The sequence below is a fragment of the Carnobacterium sp. genome, from assembly GCF_040274945.1.
Lineage (GTDB): Bacteria > Bacillota > Bacilli > Lactobacillales > Carnobacteriaceae > Carnobacterium_B.
In genome coordinates this window covers 154,281-171,843 of record NZ_JBEMAR010000004.1, presented here as the reverse complement: position 1 = coordinate 171,843, position 17,563 = coordinate 154,281, and the positions used below count along the sequence as shown (strand labels likewise).

The 17,563-nt window shown below is 34.7% G+C and carries 18 protein-coding genes; 8 read left to right on the top strand and 10 right to left on the bottom strand.

Going from position 1 to position 17,563, the window contains the following annotated elements:
- Positions 1–23: 23 nt before the first annotated feature.
- The 3 genes from ABS916_RS05980 to ABS916_RS05970 all read right to left on the bottom strand — a co-directional run bounded on the left by ABS916_RS05980 (position 24) and on the right by ABS916_RS05970 (position 2,573).
- Positions 24–662 carry an NAD(P)-dependent oxidoreductase gene (locus ABS916_RS05980; RefSeq protein ID WP_350451023.1) on the bottom strand — a complete coding sequence of 213 codons (639 nt, stop codon included), beginning with the start codon at positions 660–662 and terminating at the stop codon, positions 24–26.
- 146 nt (positions 663–808) lie between these two features.
- Positions 809–1,789 (bottom strand): phosphate acetyltransferase, encoded by a 981-nt coding sequence (pta, locus tag ABS916_RS05975; RefSeq protein WP_350451022.1) that lies wholly within the window; start codon positions 1,787–1,789, stop codon positions 809–811.
- A gap of 100 nt (positions 1,790–1,889) precedes the next feature.
- The gene (locus ABS916_RS05970) at positions 1,890–2,573 is read right to left on the bottom strand and encodes a uracil-DNA glycosylase (protein WP_350451021.1); all 684 of its coding nucleotides are present in this window, start codon (positions 2,571–2,573) and stop codon (positions 1,890–1,892) included.
- 230 nt (positions 2,574–2,803) lie between these two features.
- Here ABS916_RS05970 and ABS916_RS05965 point away from each other — a divergent pair, with 230 nt between their 5' ends.
- From ABS916_RS05965 to ABS916_RS05955, 3 genes are all read left to right on the top strand, one after another.
- Positions 2,804–3,712 carry a Cof-type HAD-IIB family hydrolase gene (locus tag ABS916_RS05965; RefSeq protein WP_350451020.1) on the top strand — a complete coding sequence of 303 codons (909 nt, stop codon included), beginning with the start codon at positions 2,804–2,806 and terminating at the stop codon, positions 3,710–3,712.
- A 121-nt stretch (positions 3,713–3,833) separates the two neighbouring features.
- A complete protein-coding gene (locus tag ABS916_RS05960; protein ID WP_238526686.1) occupies positions 3,834–3,998 on the top strand; it encodes a YvrJ family protein in 165 nt (54 codons plus the stop codon).
- Positions 3,999–4,123: 125 nt separating this feature from the next.
- A complete protein-coding gene (locus tag ABS916_RS05955; protein ID WP_350451019.1) occupies positions 4,124–4,642 on the top strand; it encodes an LURP-one-related/scramblase family protein in 519 nt (172 codons plus the stop codon).
- Positions 4,643–4,674: 32 nt separating this feature from the next.
- On the opposite strand, the gene ABS916_RS05950 is transcribed toward ABS916_RS05955, so the two are convergent.
- Entirely contained in the window at positions 4,675–5,295 is a 621-nt protein-coding gene (locus ABS916_RS05950; RefSeq protein WP_350451018.1) for a GNAT family N-acetyltransferase, read from the bottom strand.
- 145 nt (positions 5,296–5,440) lie between these two features.
- Between ABS916_RS05950 and ABS916_RS05945 the strand changes: the two genes are divergently transcribed.
- Together ABS916_RS05945 and ABS916_RS05940 are read left to right on the top strand one after the other, a co-directional pair.
- Positions 5,441–6,895, top strand: a complete 1,455-nt coding sequence (locus tag ABS916_RS05945) for an amino acid ABC transporter substrate-binding protein/permease (protein ID WP_350451017.1) — start codon at positions 5,441–5,443, stop codon at positions 6,893–6,895.
- The gene (locus ABS916_RS05940; RefSeq protein WP_350451016.1) at positions 6,888–7,619 is read left to right on the top strand and encodes an amino acid ABC transporter ATP-binding protein; all 732 of its coding nucleotides are present in this window, start codon (positions 6,888–6,890) and stop codon (positions 7,617–7,619) included. Before ABS916_RS05945 ends, ABS916_RS05940 begins: the two co-directional genes overlap by 8 nt.
- Positions 7,620–7,667: 48 nt before the next feature.
- Here ABS916_RS05940 and ABS916_RS05935 read toward each other — a convergent pair whose 3' ends face one another.
- A complete protein-coding gene (locus ABS916_RS05935; protein ID WP_350451015.1) occupies positions 7,668–10,490 on the bottom strand; it encodes a YhgE/Pip family protein in 2,823 nt (940 codons plus the stop codon).
- A 33-nt stretch (positions 10,491–10,523) separates the two neighbouring features.
- Positions 10,524–10,994 (bottom strand): Rrf2 family transcriptional regulator, encoded by a 471-nt coding sequence (locus ABS916_RS05930; protein WP_350451014.1) that lies wholly within the window; start codon positions 10,992–10,994, stop codon positions 10,524–10,526.
- 200 nt (positions 10,995–11,194) lie between these two features.
- Between ABS916_RS05930 and ABS916_RS05925 the strand changes: the two genes are divergently transcribed.
- The gene (locus ABS916_RS05925; RefSeq protein ID WP_350451013.1) at positions 11,195–11,539 is read left to right on the top strand and encodes an iron-sulfur cluster biosynthesis family protein; all 345 of its coding nucleotides are present in this window, start codon (positions 11,195–11,197) and stop codon (positions 11,537–11,539) included.
- A 94-nt stretch (positions 11,540–11,633) separates the two neighbouring features.
- Complete coding sequence (locus tag ABS916_RS05920; RefSeq protein ID WP_350451012.1) at positions 11,634–11,981, top strand: iron-sulfur cluster biosynthesis family protein; 348 nt, start codon at positions 11,634–11,636, stop codon at positions 11,979–11,981.
- A 70-nt stretch (positions 11,982–12,051) separates the two neighbouring features.
- Here ABS916_RS05920 and uvrC read toward each other — a convergent pair whose 3' ends face one another.
- The 3 genes from uvrC to ABS916_RS05905 form a co-directional block, all read right to left on the bottom strand.
- Entirely contained in the window at positions 12,052–13,824 is a 1,773-nt protein-coding gene (gene uvrC, locus ABS916_RS05915; RefSeq protein WP_350451011.1) for an excinuclease ABC subunit UvrC, read from the bottom strand.
- A 122-nt stretch (positions 13,825–13,946) separates the two neighbouring features.
- Positions 13,947–14,207, bottom strand: a complete 261-nt coding sequence (locus ABS916_RS05910; RefSeq protein ID WP_350451010.1) for a hypothetical protein — start codon at positions 14,205–14,207, stop codon at positions 13,947–13,949.
- 26 nt (positions 14,208–14,233) lie between these two features.
- Complete coding sequence (locus tag ABS916_RS05905) at positions 14,234–15,376, bottom strand: 3D domain-containing protein (RefSeq protein WP_350451009.1); 1,143 nt, start codon at positions 15,374–15,376, stop codon at positions 14,234–14,236.
- A gap of 180 nt (positions 15,377–15,556) precedes the next feature.
- On the opposite strand from ABS916_RS05905, the gene ABS916_RS05900 reads away from it, so the two are divergent.
- Complete coding sequence (locus tag ABS916_RS05900; protein ID WP_350451008.1) at positions 15,557–16,036, top strand: nucleoside 2-deoxyribosyltransferase; 480 nt, start codon at positions 15,557–15,559, stop codon at positions 16,034–16,036.
- A gap of 80 nt (positions 16,037–16,116) precedes the next feature.
- Here ABS916_RS05900 and brnQ read toward each other — a convergent pair whose 3' ends face one another.
- Positions 16,117–17,475: a branched-chain amino acid transport system II carrier protein gene (brnQ, locus tag ABS916_RS05895; protein WP_350451007.1), complete on the bottom strand. Its 1,359-nt coding sequence runs from the start codon at positions 17,473–17,475 to the stop codon at positions 16,117–16,119.
- Between the last annotated feature and the right edge of the window lie 88 nt (positions 17,476–17,563).

The following is a 17,563-nucleotide window of genomic DNA, read 5'->3' as shown; positions in this document are numbered from 1 at the left end:
GATTGATTTTTTATTTAGTTCATTTATTCACTACATACCGTTATCCGTTGATTACTAAATTCTTGATTTTCAATCTCATCAACGAGTGCCAGAGCAAAATCAGCGTAACTTACTTCACTTTCATCCTCACTATTCGTTAACAATATGTCTTGTCCCAATTGATAGTTTCCAGTTCTCTTACCTTCAGGGTTAAAAAAAGCAGATGGACTTAGATAGGTCCAGTTGATATCTTCTGTTTGACTTAAAAGCTCAAACGCTTTTGCCATATTAAGTGCTGTAGGTTTTGCTTCCTCAGGAAAAGTTGCAGTGTCCATCAAACGTGTTGTATTTGTATCATCGACATATAAACTACCTGCTCCACCAACAACGATTAGGCGGGGTTTATCATGCCCTTGGAGTAAGGATACAATATAAGCTAGACTTGTTTGATGCAGTTCTTCTTTACCAAGTGGGGCATTAAATGCATCAACCACTACATCTAACTCTTTTATATCATCAAAATCTAAGTCATATAAATCTTTTTCAATATAACGGCTATCTTTACTTTCTGTAAGCTTAGAAGCGTTTCGAACTAAAGGAATGACTTCATGCCCTCTAATCAAGGCCTCTGCTGAAATTTTTGAACCTGATTTACCTGTTGCACCGATAATTCCGATTTTCATATAATTTCCTCCTCATGCTGCTGATTGTTCTTATTTAATTATAATGAGAAAGCATCCAATTGAGCAACTATTCTCCCTTTATTAAAAACCATTAAAAATGATAAAACAAAAAAAGCTGACTCGATTGAGTCAGCTTCTGAATTTAATTAACCCATTAAGGTTTGGTTAGCAGTAATGATTGCTAATTTGTAGACGTCTTCTTCGTTACAACCACGGGATAAATCTGAAATTGGTTTATTTAACCCTTGCAGAATTGGTCCAATAGCTTCGAAATTACCAAAACGTTGTGCAATTTTGTAGCCAATATTTCCTGATTGTAGTTCTGGGAAAACAAATACGCTTGCTTGTCCAGCAACTTTTGAGTCTGGAGCTTTTTGTTCAGCAACAGAAGCTACGAATGCAGCATCAAATTGCATTTCACCATCGATGTCGTATTGAGGAGCAAGTTCTTGAGCAATCTTAGTTGCTTCTGCTACTTTAGTGGCTTCTTCAGCAACAGCTGATCCTTTTGTTGAAAAGCTTAGCATTGCAACTTTTGGTTCAATCCCAAACATTTCTGCTGTTTTAGCACTTTCAACAGCGATTTCCGCTAATTCTTGAGCATTTGGATTTACGTTGATTGCGCAATCTGAGAACAAGTATTTTTCTTGTCCACGTCCACGCATCATGATAAATGCGCCACTTGTACGGCTAACGCCTGGTTTCGTTTTAATGATTTGTAATGCAGGGCGAACAGTGTCCCCAGTTGAGTGGATTGCTCCACTTACTAAACCATCAACTAGCCCCATGTATGTTAACATTGTACCAAAGTAATTTTCATCTTTTAATAGTTGAATAGCTTTTTCTTCGGTAACTTTTCCTTTACGGCGTTCTACGAAAGAAGCAACCATTTCATCTAATTTATCATAATTAGCTGGATCAACAATTTCAATATTTTCTACATTAAAACCACGATTTTTTGCAGCTTCTTTTACAACTTCAGGATTTCCAATTAATACGGGTTGAATTAAATCTTCAGATGCTAAACGAACTACAGCACCAAGAATACGAGGTTCAGATCCTTCTGGAAATACAATACGTACTTTTTTCCCTTTAATTTTTGCTGATAAACTTTCAATTAGTTCCACACTAACAACCTCCACTATTTGTGATTATATATACATTCCTATCATACTCTTATATTCATGAAAATGACAGTCTTTTGAGCCCAAAACCTATAAGTATTCCTTATTGAACCGATTCAGGCAACTGCCAGTTTATCGGCTCTTCACCGAATTTGATCAATACCTCATTTGCTTTAGAAAATGGTTTCGATCCGAAAAAACCACGGTAAGCGGATAAAGGACTTGGATGAACTGAGGTTAACACAACATGCTTTGATTCATCAATCAATGTTCTCTTTTTTATCGAAGGATTGCCCCATAGAATAAATACTATTGGCTGATCTCGGTCGCTTAATTTCTTTATGACAGCATCGGTTAGTGTTTCCCATCCTTTTCCTTTATGTGAATGAGCTTGTCCTTTACGCACGGTTAACACAGTATTTAGCAATAAAACACCTTGTTTAGCCCATGATTCTAAATAACCATGCCTTACAGGCGCAATTCCTAAATCACTTTCTAGTTCTTTATAGATATTAACTAGTGAAGGGGGAATTTTCACAGTTGGCAACACAGAAAAACTTAATCCATGAGCTTGATTTGGCCCGTGATAAGGATCTTGTCCTAAAATAACTACTTTCACTTCATTATAAGGTGTCCATTCAAAAGCTTGCCAAATGTGATGCATCTCTGGATAAACGATTGTTTCTTGATATTCTTGTACAAGAAATTCTTTTAGTAAATGGTAAGATGGTGTGTTTGTTTGTTCTTGCAAAATTGGCAGCCAATCATTCTTTACAGGTACGCTCACCACGAATCCTCCTTTATCTCTTTTAAAAAAGTTTCTTCTTTTTACTTTACTTCTATCCTACAAGAATTAGTCGCTTCACACAACTCTACTCTTCATCTGTTCATTATTTTTTGTTTATTAATTTCATGTTTCTTTTTGATAAATTTAAGAAGAAAAGGGCATTATGCGTTTATTTTCTCTCTATTAATGGTAGACTTATTAAGACAAATGAATCTTGGGAGGAACCAAAAATGATAGAGCTTATTGTATCTGATATGGATGGAACATTATTAAATGAAAAAATGAAAGTTTCTGAAACAAACGCCACTGCTATTAAGGCGGCTATGAAACAAGGAATTCATTTTATGGTTGCAACAGGACGTGGCTTTACTGAAGCTCATCCGTTGCTTGAAGAAGTGGGCATTAACTGTTCATTCATCACTTTAAATGGAGCTCAAGTATATAATGAAGAAGGTAAAGTAATCCAAAATATTGGAATTGATAAGAAAACTGTTCATGAAATCGTTGCTGAAATAAAGAAAAGAAATCTTTATTGTGAGATGACGACATCAAATGGAATTTATTCAGACAATAAAGCTAAACGTATTGAATCTGTGGCTTCTTTATTATACGAAACTAACCCGGATACGACTTACAAAATGGCTGTTGTTTTAGCAGCTGCCCGTTTAGAAATTATGAACATCAATTATGTTGAAGATTACGAACAACTTGTGCATGATGATTCCATTGAAATTTTAAAAGTCATTGCATTTAGTGATGAAGGCCGCAAAGTACTTGGCCCACTTACTGAGGACCTTGAAAAATCTGGAAATCTTGCTGTTACAGCTTCTTTTGTTAATAATATTGAAATCAATAACATTAACGCACAAAAAGGGATTGCTCTTGAAGAAGCTGCAAAAAAATTAAATATCCCACTTGAAAATATCATGACTCTTGGGGATAACTTTAATGATGTCTCTATGTTGAAAGTGGCTGGTTATAGTTTTGCTATGGAAAATGCTGAAGAAGAAGTTAAAACATATGCGAAATACCGCACAACTAGTAATAACAGCAATGGTGTAGCACATGCCATTACATTGGCTTTAAACGATAACTTGGAATCAGCTAAAGCCCCAAGTATCATGGAAAACGTAGAATAAAGATGATTTTCCCAGACTTTCAAGGATGTAATTGAAATGTAACAGTTTGCTTTCTTTTTTCGTTATTAGTAATAGGCTTATATTTGCTTCGCCTACCTACTGAATGAAGGGAGAGACTAATATGGATGCAAGTACACAATGGTTTTCCGCTGTAATAGAAATGGTCGGTAATGTTGGTTTTCCTATCTTTATCGCCTTTTTTCTACTTCAGCGTATGGAAACCAAACTTGATGACGTTGTTAAAGCTCTGCACGAGTTAAGTCAAGTCATTAAGTCAGCTGAATAAAAAGAACCCACCGTTTTTTACGGTGGGTTTTCTTATTATATTTATATATTCCGTTTCACTACTTTCTTTGGTATAATTAAGTCAAATATGTATCCGCTTAATTTATCTTTAGAGGAGTGTTCATTATGGTACTTCTGTATATGAAACAAGAATACGTTTCAAAACAAGAAAAAATCCTCGTAAAAAATGAACAAGGAAAAGACATGTACCTGATTTCAGGTAAGTGGGGCAGAGTCGGCGACAGTATATCTTTATATGCTATGGATGGAACTTTGCTTGTAGAATTCAAACAAACTGTACTATCCTTATTTCCTAAATTTGATATTTATATGCAAAACAAAAAAATAGGTTCGGTAGCAAAACATCGTACTTTAAAGATGGTTTATTTTAAAGTTAATCCATTAAATTGGGTTGTAACTGGAGACTTTTATAATCATCATTATTTTGTACACTGCGAGGATCGACTTATTATGGAACTGGATAAAGCTTATACATCCTTTGGAGACTATTACAGGTTGTCTGTCCCAGAAGCCCAGCATGCACCCATTTGTTTGTGTATTGCTTTGATTGTTGATAATCTCACTTTAACACGTTTGCCTAAACCAGCTCCAAAAAAAGTTAGCCGAGCTCTACAATCTTTTTAACCTACGAATAAAGCATTGATCTGATTTATTTTTTACAGATCACTGCTTTTTTTATTCACCTTCCATTGCATATGATCATACAAATGATTGGCTAACATACATTCCCAAACCGTTTTAAAGCCTATTTTAAGGTAAAGTTGCTGTGCCTTTTTATTTTGTTGATCGCAATTCAATCCAATAACGTTTTCATCTTCTGCCATTGCAATAGCAGGCAATGCTTCTATCAATTCTGTTGCTACACCTTGCCCTCTAAAGTTCTCATCCGTCACTAGAGAATCTAAGTACCACTCTCCCTTAATTGTTTCAACATCTTCAAATAGTGGTTCCACTATCCCGTATTCTTTTAATTTTTCATTTAATGGGTCATCAATCACGGCTTCCAACTCGCCTTTATAACCAAAACATACTCCCGCTCTTTTCCCATTACGGACACAGATAAATGCCCGACTGTAACTATAACGGTAATTTTTATTTTCCATAGCTTCTTTCATCATGTTTTTTAAGCTACTAGAATCTATTTCTGTTAGCAATGGCAGCTCCATATCTTCTAAAATTATCCATACCCATTCTAATAATTGGTCTATATCTGAAAGTTCAGCTTTTCGAATCATTTTCCTACCAACTTTCTTTAGAGTAATTTTTATTTCTATCATAGCGAATGTGAGATACCTATTCAACTATTTAATCTATCCGTATAAACATCTTCATGTAAGAAAACATCACACAAGAATATTACATTATTGTTGCAATCGAGTTAAACATAAATTAGAATAATAACTTAGACAAGGAGGTTTATTGATGAATTTACGAAAACGATCACTTTTTACACTTATGACAGCTTTACTACTGACAGTCATTTTCACTATACTATTGCCTGGTACAGCTTCTGCTCAAGAAACAAACAAAACTTATATTATTGGAACGGATGTTACCTTTGCTCCATTTGAATACAAAGATGCTGATGGGGAATACAAAGGAATTGATGTGGATTTATTAGATGCTATTGCCAAAGATCAAGGCTTCAATTATGAATTACGACCTTTGGGATTTAGTGCTGCACTACAGGCTTTAGAATCAAATCAAATAGATGGTATGATTGCTGGAATGAGCATTACTCCTGAACGTCAAGAATCTTTTGATTTCTCTGAACCGTATTTTGAGAGCGGCGTTGTTATGGCTGTTTCTGAAACAAATGATGAAATTACTTCTTATGAAGACTTAGAAGGAAAAACAGTAGCTGTTAAAGTTGGGACTACGGGTGCTGCTTTTGCTGAATCAATTCAAGAAGAATTTGGTTTTGAATTAAATACTTTTGAAGATTCTGCAAATATGTATGAAGATGTTTTAACAGGAAATTCGGACGCTGCTTTTGAAGACTACCCTGTAATGGCTTATGCTATTCAGTCAGGATTAGGTTTACAAATACCAACTGAAGCTGAACCTGGAGACAATTATGGCTTTGCCGTAAATAAAGATCAAAATGCTGAGTTATTGGAAATGTTCAATAATGGGTTAATTAATATACGCGCTAATGGAACTTATGATGAAATATTAGACACTTACCTAGGTGATACATCTACCAAAACTGAATCAGCTAATCTTGGGTTCTTTGGTTTGATTCAACAAAATGGCGGCGAATTATTAAAAGGACTAGGTAGAACATTATTATTAACTATTATTTCTTTCGCTATTGCGACCGTTTTTGGTGTTATTTTAGGATTATTTAACGCTTCACCTAATAAAGTATTGAACTGGATAGCAACGATTTACGTAGATATTCTACGTGGTATACCTTTGATTGTATTAGCATTTTTCATTTACTTCTCAATTCCACAATTTTTAAGTATTCAAATACCTGCTTATATTGCTGGTATAATCACGCTGAGCTTAAATACCACAGCATATATTGCTGAATTGGTTCGTGGTGGTATCCAAGCGGTAGATACGGGTCAATTGGAAGCTTCAAGAAGTTTAGGACTTACTTATAATACGTCTATGCGTAAAGTTGTCTTGCCACAGGCTGTTAAAATAATGATTCCATCTTTTATTAATCAATTTGTGATCACTCTTAAAGATACTTCAATTCTATCCGTTATCGGTATCGTTGAATTGACTCAAACCGGAAAAATTATTATTGCCCGTACCTACTCTTCTGGAGATATGTGGTTGATTGTTGGACTGATGTACATTATCATCATCACGATCCTAACGAAGTTTTCAAACTATATTGAAAGGAGAACATCAAATGACTAAAGTAAAAGTGGAACATTTAAAGAAAAACTTTGGAAGCTTAGAAGTTTTAAAAGACTTAAACGTTGAAGTTCAAGAAGGAGAAGTGGTTTGCATCATTGGCCCTTCAGGCTCTGGTAAAAGTACGTTTTTACGCTGTATGAATGCTTTGGAAGATATTACTGGTGGAAAGGTCATTATTGATGACTTCGATCTCACTGATCCAAAACAAGACATTAATAAAGTAAGGGAAAATATTGGAATGGTTTTTCAACAGTTTAACTTGTTCCCTCATCTAACCGTTATAGAAAATATTACATTAGCACCTAAAGAACTCAAAAAGGATTCTACTGAAGCCATTAAAAAACGTGCATTGGAATTATTGGAAACAGTCGGTCTTTCTGAAAAAGCAAATGATTACCCTAAATCATTATCTGGTGGACAAAAGCAACGTGTCGCTATTGCTCGTGCATTAGCAATGAATCCAGATATTATGCTGTTTGACGAACCCACAAGCGCTCTTGACCCAGAAATGGTTGGCGATGTGTTGGAAGTCATGCAAAAATTGGCTGATCAAGGTATGACTATGCTAGTCGTGACTCATGAAATGGGCTTCGCTAAAGAAGTAGCCGATCGCGTGATTTTCATGGATGGCGGGTACATCGTTGAAGAAGGCAAACCTGAGCAACTCTTTAACCATCCTCAACATGAACGAACAAAGAACTTTTTAGAGAAAGTTTTAGTTTAAAAAAAAGATCTGCCTTACGAGTAAATCCTCGTGTGGCAGATCTTTTTTTTAAGCTTTAATTGTTTCATCTAATTCATTTTCTTCATTTTTTTGGTTCTTTTTTTGTAAGATATGCATTGTTACAATCAATAAACCATTGAAAAGAATAATAATTCCAATCATCACAAAATTAGCATGCCAATATATGTTATTTCCTAAACCGTTGCTGATTGCTTGCCTAAACCCATAAACGGAATAGGTCATTGGCAATAATAAGTGAATAGACTGGAAGAACCCATTCGTCAATGGAATAGGGAACGTTCCACCAGAACCGCCTAATTGCAAGACGAGTAATACCATTGCTAAAAAGCGCCCAACATTATCTAGTGCTACCACTAAAGTTAACACAATAGACATAAAGGCTAAGGAAGTTAGTACGGCTAATAAGAAGAATTTCCCTATAAATAAAACATCTAATCCGATCATTAATAAGATGCCACATTCCAATACAGCCATCAAAGTTGCTACAAGTATAGCTACAGAAACTTTGCTTAGCCACCACTCAAAACCAGATTTCCCTTCAAGTGCTCTCTTACGTACAGGATATATTGTAGTAAAGACAACTGCTCCAATGTACAAGGCCATTGACATAATATATGGTGCTAATGCTGCACCATAATTTGGTACTTCACTATATTTTTCTTGTTTTAATTCGATTGGATTTGCAAACATATCTGTTGTTTTATCCGTTGCATCTACTTCATTAACTTTTGTGGAACCTTCCAATAAACTAGTTGATAATTGACTCGTTCCATCTTTTAGCGAGTTGATTCCGTTGCCTAATGTTTGAGACCCATCGCTTAGTGCTTGCGAACCTTCTCTAAGCTGTGTCGAGCCAGCTGCTAAGCTTGTTGCACCATTAGTTAAACTAGCCGAATTTTCGTTCAAAAGAGACGTTCCCTGAGCTAATTGACTTGACCCATTGTTCAACTGATCGATTCCTGCAATAAGATTTGGCAATTGAGAGGTTAATTGTTCTATACCATTGCTTAATTTTTCAGAGCCCGTATTTAATGCTGTTGAATTTGCATTTAGTTCGTCTGCTCCAGTCTGTAAGGAGTTCACTCCATTTGTATAGTTTGTTACTCCGTCTACTAGACCCTTTTCTCCTGACAAACCACCCTGAATGGCTGATAAACCTTGATTCAATTCAGTCATCCCTTGAATGATTCCTTTATTTGAGTTAGTTCCTTGTCGTTCCAAGGCTGATTGAATACCTGTTAAACCTGTTATCAACTCATTCATTGCTTGATTTGTTGCTGGCAATAGTTGGTTTGAACTTTGAGCTAATGTATCTACTTGCGTTTTTAGTTCAGTTAATTGGTCCGTAAGCCCACTAACGGCAGCTAATTCTGTCTGCAAACTGGTTAACGAAGTACCCGTTTCATTTGCATCTACTGCTGTATTAGTTATATCTTTACTTGCAACATCTATTTGATCTTTGATTGCGGTTATTTCCGTTTCTTTTTGATTGGTTGATGTATCTACTGCATTTAGCAATTCATTTTGTTGTTCAGAAGGTAAACTATTAAATGCAGTTGTATCCTGTAATGCTGAAATGATAGCTTCATTGTCTGCTTGAATTGTTCCTTCAAGTGCATCAACTTCAGCCGTTACTTTAGTTAAATCCTCTCCTGTTTTTTCGATATCTTGAGCAACTTCATTTAAGCTTACGCCAGATTGTTGTAAATTCGTTTGAATGCCACTAAAGTCAGTACCCTCCGCTTGTCCATTAAGAACAGCATCTAACTGTTGAATCCCTTCGTTCATTGAAGACAAGTTTTCCATTAAAAATTGCAGCTGCTCAGTATTTTCATTTGATAAACTTTTATCTAATTCTGAGGAAAGTTGGTTCAAACCAATTGACAATTGATCGCTACCCGATTTAACTTGATCAACACCATTACTGACTTCAACTGTACCTGCTTGTAAGGCCGAAGAATTATCGTTCAAGACTTTTGTTCCATCAGCAAGTTGTGAAACGCCAGCAGTATAAGTTTTCAGTCCATTTGTGAGGTCTGTTGAACCATTTTTTAAAAGGGATCCGCCATTTTCTAATGGTTTTACTTTTGAAGATAGTTGATTGATTCCATTGTTCAGTTGGTCTGCTCCATTGTTTACTTGAGCCATTCCAGCTGTATATTCTTTTAACCCAACTTCCAGCGTTTGTGTCCCTTCTTCAAATGTTAACGTACTTGAAGACAGCTTTTCTAGATTATTTGTTAATTCTTGGCTTCCATCGGCTAATTTCCCAGTTCCCTCATCAATTTCTTCAGCCCCATCAGCCGCTTCTGAAAAACCTGTTCCAATTGTGCCTAATTGTTCGAAAATTGCTTCGGTATAAGCTTTTGTTACATTAGTAGATACTTCTGCTTTAACATCTTTTGCAGCAGATTTACTAATAACTTCTCCAATATAATTTAATGACCCATTTGTTTCATAATCAATTGTCATTTTTTCTGGATTCGTCTCCATCAATGTAGCAGCATCTGTTGAAAAATCTGTTGGTAATGTCATTACCATATAATACTCACGATTTTCTAAGCCCTTTTGCGCTTCTTCTTGAGACACAAAATGCCAATCCAATGCATCATTCTTCTTGAGCTTATCCACAACATCCGATCCGATATCAAGTTGTGTTCCTTGATAGTCAACAGAGTGATCTAAATTAACTACAGCCACAGATAATTTATCTGTATTTCCGTATGGATCCCAGTTAGATTTTAAAAAGAATCCAGCATACATAATAGGTATAAATAACATAACCATACAAGAAATCAGCAACATTTTATTAGAGACTAATTTCTTCCATTCCGTTTTTAACATGTCCATTTTACTTGTACATCCCTTTCAATATAACCACTTTTATTTTTCATTCCAGTCAATAGCAGGCATTTCACTTTTTCCTATTGATGACCAAATAAGCTGATCTAACGTCTGTCGTTTTAGAAAACTTGTGTATTGTTTATCTGCCTCTTCAAAAGTCGTTACTAAAGTTTTTTCTCCATTACTAGCTGGCTCGCCTATATCTGAGAAAACCTGGTTAATCATTCCTGAGTTTGGATAAGTAACAATCTTACCTTCTAATGCTTCAACAATTTCTAATAAGTTTATTTTTTCAGGCTTTTTAGCTAATATAAAACCGCCATTACTTCCAGGAATTGATGTTGCTAATCCGCTAACAACTAACTTTCGGATAATTTTTCTGATATAAGAATGAGATGTTCCTTTTAAACGGCTATTTAATACATGCGAAGTAATTGGAATATAATTATCTTGAGTAGAAAGCATGGCTAATATACAGATTGCTTGTTCCAAACCTTTTGTTAACTTCATTGTTTCCCTTCTTTCTATTCTCTGCAGTTTAATTGTGGACTTTAAATGTCCACGACGAATAATATACCTCTTTCTTTGTAAAATTACAACTATTTTATTCTTAAATATGTTGGTCATATGAAAGAAGATATGACTTTTGCTAGACAAATTTAATGGTTCAAGCTATCCTAAATGTAAAGAAATAAAGGAGTTGATCTGACATGTTTTTGGACGTAACCGAACTCGCTCAACAAAAAATTAAACAGACCTGTTCTCATCACACAGGACAATTGGTGTTTTATTATGAATCTAGAATCGGCTGTACGTGTGGAAATAATGGTATTTTCTTATTAAAAATTACTCAGCAAAACGATTCCGATTTAGATGCAATTTTAGCCTCTTCTTTAGGCAACTTGCCTATTCAAGGGTGGAGCCTTCCTTTTTTAGATGAACAAATGAAACTAGATTACAATCCTTTTAAACATGCCTTAATTTTGCGCAGTGATAGTGGTTTGATCAATGATAATGTCTTAATCATTAATGATGATAATCAGTCTATTTCTTAAGTTCTCTAAACAGAATAATGGACATTGTTCTGTATTTCCGTTATAATTTATTTACTTACTAAATAAAAGTAGATTGATTAAATGGAGGTATTTTATGTTTTTAACAGTAACTGAACCTGCAATAGAACGTATCAAAACAATCCAAGCACAACATCCCGGAAAATTAGCTTTGTATTATAACCGTATCACTGGCGGATATGCTTGTGGAATTGTGGGCACTTTCTCACTAAAATTGCTTACCAGTCCTAGTGAAGAGTTGAATGACACCATCGATTCAACGATTGGAAAAATAGCTGTTCAAAAGGAACGCTTAAATGACTTGTCAGAAAATGTTGTTTTAGATTACAAAAAATCAAAGAACAGTTTAATTTTAAGAAGTGATGCCGGATTAATAAACGATGATGTCACTATTTTAGATAACGATAATAACAAATTGTTTTAATCTTTCATTATATTAGATAAAAAAAAGCTGAGACTAAGGATTGATTCCTTTTTCTCAGCTTTTTTTATTTTTATTCTAGACCTTCTTTGATTCTCACAGCAGTTTTTAGCGGGATACCAAGGCCATTTATTTCTTCTACACTGGCTTCTTTTACATTTTTTACCGATTTAAAATGTTTTAGTACTTTTGTACGTGTTTTTGGTCCAACACCTTCGATTCGATCCAATTTAGAGGACAAACTATTTTTTCCACGTAATTGGCGATGGAATGTGATTGCAAAACGGTGGACCTCATCTTGAATCCGTTGGACAAGGTAAAACGCTTGGCTAGTTGGTTTGAGCGTCACTTTTTGAAGATCCTCTCCAAAAATAAGTGAAGAGGTCCTATGTTTATCATCTTTCACCATACCTGCTACTGGAATGGATAACCCAAGTTCATTTTCAAGGATATTAATAGCTCCATTAACTTGAATTTTTCCACCATCCATTAAAATCAAATCGGGCAATGGTTTGCCCTCTTTTAAAAGTCGCGCATAGCGTCTGCGAATAACTTCTTCAGTTGTTGCTAATTCATTACTACCAGACACACTTTTTATTTTATATTTTCGATAATTACTTTTATCTGGCTTTCCATCTAAAAAGGAAACCATAGCTGAAACCGGGTTTGTTCCTTGAATGTTAGAGTGATCAAAGGCTTCAATGCGACTGACCAAAGGTAAATTTAATGCTTCTGACAATTCTTTGATCGCCCCGACTGTTTTGCGATCATCCATCTCAATTAGTTGGAATTTTTCATTTAACGATATTTCACTATTTTTTGTCGCTAGATCCAACATATCTTTTTTACGTCCTTGGATTGGAACTTTAACTGGAATTTCCAATACTTCCGATAAAATTTTCGTATCTACACCGTTTGGAACCAATACTTCTCTAGGAAGCAAATGATTATCTTCTTGATAAAATTGAACAATATAAGAGGCTAATTCTTCTTGAGGTGTATCGTAGCAAGGAAAAATAGTCGCTTCCCGTTTAATTAACGTCGCTTGTCGAATAAAGAATACTTGAATGGAGATCCAGCCTTTATTCATGTAATAACTGAAAACATCTCTAGTCGTAAAATCATTGGTAATAATATTTTGTCTTTCTACAGTTGTTTCAATGTATTGAATTTGATTGCGGTATTCAGCTGCTCGTTCAAAAGCCAGTTCTTCAGCTGCTTGCATCATTTTACTTTTCAATATTTTTTTTATTTCTTTTACATCACCGTTCAAGAACCGTCTAATTTTGTCGATTTGAGCATCATACTCTTCTTTGGGAATCTCATGATCACAAGGACCAATACATTGCCCAAGATGGTAGTACAAACAAGCTCTCTTTTGATACCCGTTGCATTTTCTCAACGGATAAACTTTTTGGATAAACTGTTGAGTCTCACTAGCTGCATATACATTTGGGTAAGGACCGAAATAATGACCTCCATCTCTCTTTACTTCAGATGTAATAATGAGTTGCGGGTCTTTTTCATTTGTAATTTTTAAATAAGGATAACTTGTCCCTTGTTTTAATTTAATATTGTATTTTGGCAAATGTTTCTTTATTAAGGTAATTTCAAGCAGCAAACATTCTTTATCGGTTGAAGTAATAATGGTTTCAAAATCAACAATTTCTTCAACCAATAATTGGGTTTTCCCTTCATGCGTTCCTCTAAAATAAGATCGAACTCTTTTTTTCAAATTTTTAGCTTTTCCGATATAAATGATTTCTTTTTCTTTATTTTTCATTAAATAGCATCCTGGTAAGTCAGGAAGTAACAGCAGTTTATTATTAATATGTGTACTAACCATATCTATGATTCCCCTTATATTCTTCATTACTTTTTAGCGTAATTCTGTAATCCTTATTCACTAGTTTACCATTAAACAGTAAAACAACGACAGAATTAATACTCTGTCGTTGTTTTGTCTTATTATTTTTTAGTAGAACTAAATAAAAACCAGTTATTAAATGCACTATAATCTGAATAACCTACTACAATATCTTGGTATACATATTTCTTTCCAAGCTTATGTTCGCCTGACTTATATTTCTCTTCAATATCTTGTGCCATGGCTTGATACAACTTTTCTATTTGTTCTCCGTCAAGTTGTCCATATTTGTTTTCCCATGATTCTAAAAAAGCTTCTTCATCACTATCTAAATAAAAATCAATTTCCACTTGCTCCGACACTTTTATCACCTTTTTCTAAGAAACTTTTAATTTAAGATATTGATCGTAATTGTTTTTCTACCGAAATTATTGGCTTGTTGAACGCTTGGGAAATGAATATCGATTTTATTTCCTTTTATTGCTCCACCAGTATCGCCAGCGATAAATATTCCATATCCTGGTATTTCAACTGTAGAACCTAAAGGTATGACTCTTGGATCTACTGCTATAACCATAGGATTGCTTTCTAGATTGATTCCTGTTGCTGTATGAGTACTTAAGTTAGCTTGTTTTGTTGAATAACCTGTTGCAGAAACGACGATTGATTTTCCTTTTGAAGATGTTTCTGTACTTTCAGCAGGTTTAGTTGTTGCTGTTTTTTTAGTTTCAACAGTAGGTTCTGTTTTTTTGATTTCTGTTTGATCGTTTGATGGTTCAGTCGCAGTTGTTGTTGCTACCGCTGATTCTTTTTCTGTTGCAAGTGTTGCTTCAGCTTCAGCAGCTGCTTTATCTGCTGCCGCTTGTTCTTCTTTTGCCTTAGCCTCTTCTGCTGCTTTTTCCTCTGCTTCGGCAATTCTTGATTCTTCTAATTCGCGTTGTTCATCTAACTCATTTAAAATCGTTTGATTTTCGTCCATTGTTTTTTGAAGACTTGCAACTTGTGTATCTAATTCTTCTTTTTGTTCTTTAGCTTCTACTGTTTGATTTTCTAATAAAGCTAAATCTTTTTCTAATTCATTTTTTAAGTCTGCTAATTCTTGTTTTTCATCTTCAGCTAATTCCAATTGATCATTTCCTGCTGATTGGAGAGTAACTAAAACATAAGCACGATTAAATAAGTCTGTAACACTTTCAGATTCAAATAATGACACTACTACGTTTTGATTTACTTCTGCTGTTTGCATCGATAAAATACGTTCTTTTGCTTGATCCAATCGTTCTTTAACAACTTCTTCTTGTTCTGAGACTGTTTCACTAGTTGCTTGAACGGTCTCGTTTAAAACTTCAATTTGAGTAGTTAATTCTTCTAGCTCACTATTTTTTTCATTTACCTTTGTTAATGCTTTATTGATTTGACTATCAATTTCTGCCATTTCTTTTTCTTTTGTATTTTGTTGCGATTCAATTTCATCTAATGTCGCTGCAAAACCAACGGTCGGAATGACATTAACCAATAATAAAGCCATCATAAGGCTAGAAACTAGTTTTTTTATTCTCACAAATTGACAACACCCTTCTCTTCTACTTTTAAGCTCTTCAATGATTATAACCAATAAAACGACTTGTTATATTTCTTTACGATTACTTTTTGTTACAAAACCTTTTTTTAGTGTGCTAAAATTGTAATAATCGTATTAGGAGGATGAAAAATGTCTAAAAAAATCTATTTTGCTAGTCCACTCTTCTCTGAGATGGAAAAAAGTTACAATGAAAAGCTTGTCCGTAGTATTAGAAAAACTTATTCAGAAGTAGATGTCTATGTTCCTCAAGAACAAGGTGAAATAAATGATAAAAATACTTATGCTGATTCGATCGCTATTGCTAAATATGATACTGAGGCCCTGCTAGCTAGCCAATTAATGGTAGCTGTCTTAGACGGTTCCACAATTGATGTTGGAGTTGCTACAGAAATTGGTGTTGCTTATCAAGCCGGAATTCCGATTATTGGTCTGTATACTGATGCTCGTCAACAAGGTGCTACAAATCCTCAAAAGTTAGCCGCTTTACAAGAAGTTGCAGAATCTCAATTCTCTTATGTCAATCTTTACACTGTTGGACTTATAAAAATGAATGGAGCTATTTATAGTACTTCAGAAGATTTTATTACAGCAATCAATGCCTATTTGTAATTTTTTGTAACAAAAGAGCAATGGAAGCCAGACGGCTTCCATTGCTCTTTTACGTGCTTATATTTAACTATGTTCTCTATTTAGAGAACACGTGTTGTTGGTTTAGTAAACCAACTGATGAACAACCCAATCACAAAACCTATTGCAGCTGGAAGAATCCATCCCATTCCGATACTGAATAATGGAAGATACTCATTGCAAAATGCTAAGAATTCTTGCACTCCACTAACACTTTGAACATTTTTTGGTAATGCTTTAAATAAATCTGCCACACTCACCACTAAAGTGAATAAAGTCGTTGTCACATAGACTACTTGTCTATCCTTAAATAATGGAGACAACAAGGCTAATAAAATCAGCGTAATCGCTAATGGATATAAGAACATTAAGACTGGTAATGAATACGCAATAATATTTGTTAAGCCAACATTAGCGACTAACGTTGTTAAAACGCTAAATACAACAACGTACGCTTTGTAGCTGATTGAACGAGGAAACATTTCTTTAAACGTTTCCGCACAAGCTGTAATTAAACCAATCGCTGTTTTTAAACATGCTACTGTTACAATCACAGCTAGCAATACACTACCTAATGAACCGAAATAAAATTGAGAGATTTGCGTTAAGGCAATTCCGCCATTTTCTGAAACTGGGAATTGACCTACACTCATTGTTCCTAAATAAGCTAAACTAGCATAAATGATTCCCATTAAAATAATGCTGATCAGCCCAGATTTGACCGTGTCTTTTGCTATCTCACTTGGTTTAGTCACTCCAAGACTTTTAATCGTTTGAACAACGACTATCCCAAAGGCAAGAGAAGCTAATGCATCCATTGTATTATACCCTTCAAGAAAGCCACTAACAAAAGGTTGATTCACATAGTTACCAGTGATAGGTGCTTCTGCTATCCCTCCCATTGGACGAATAAATGCTGTTAAAATTAAAACACCTAAAAACACCAAGAAAATAGGATTCAATACTTTACCAACATATACCAAGATTTTCGTTGGTTTTAAAGAGAGAAATAATGCGACACCATAAAATAAAATAGAAAAAATTGCTAACCCTAATGTTTGATAGTTTGCACTGATATAAGGTGTTATCCCGATTTCATAAGAGACTGTACTTAATCTTGGTAGCGCAAAAAATGGTCCAATGGTTAAATATAAAGCTACTGTCATAAAATAGCCATAATAAGGATGAATGCGACTAGCTAAATCAAACAACCCATTACTTTTGGATAGGCCTATAGCGATTACGCCTAAGAATGGCAATCCTATACCTGTTACTAAAAAACCTAATGTAGCCCAGCTTACATTTGAACCTGCCACTTGCCCCATGTGAACGGGAAATATTAAATTACCAGCTCCAAAAAATAAACCAAACAACATGGATCCTATATAAAGATAGGAAGACAATGTTAATCCTTTTTTCATAAAAAACGTCCTTTCTAACGTATCTGTGTTACACGTAACTTAAATAATAGCTTTTTTGACGCTCTCCTTCAAGTAAAATCCTTAATAC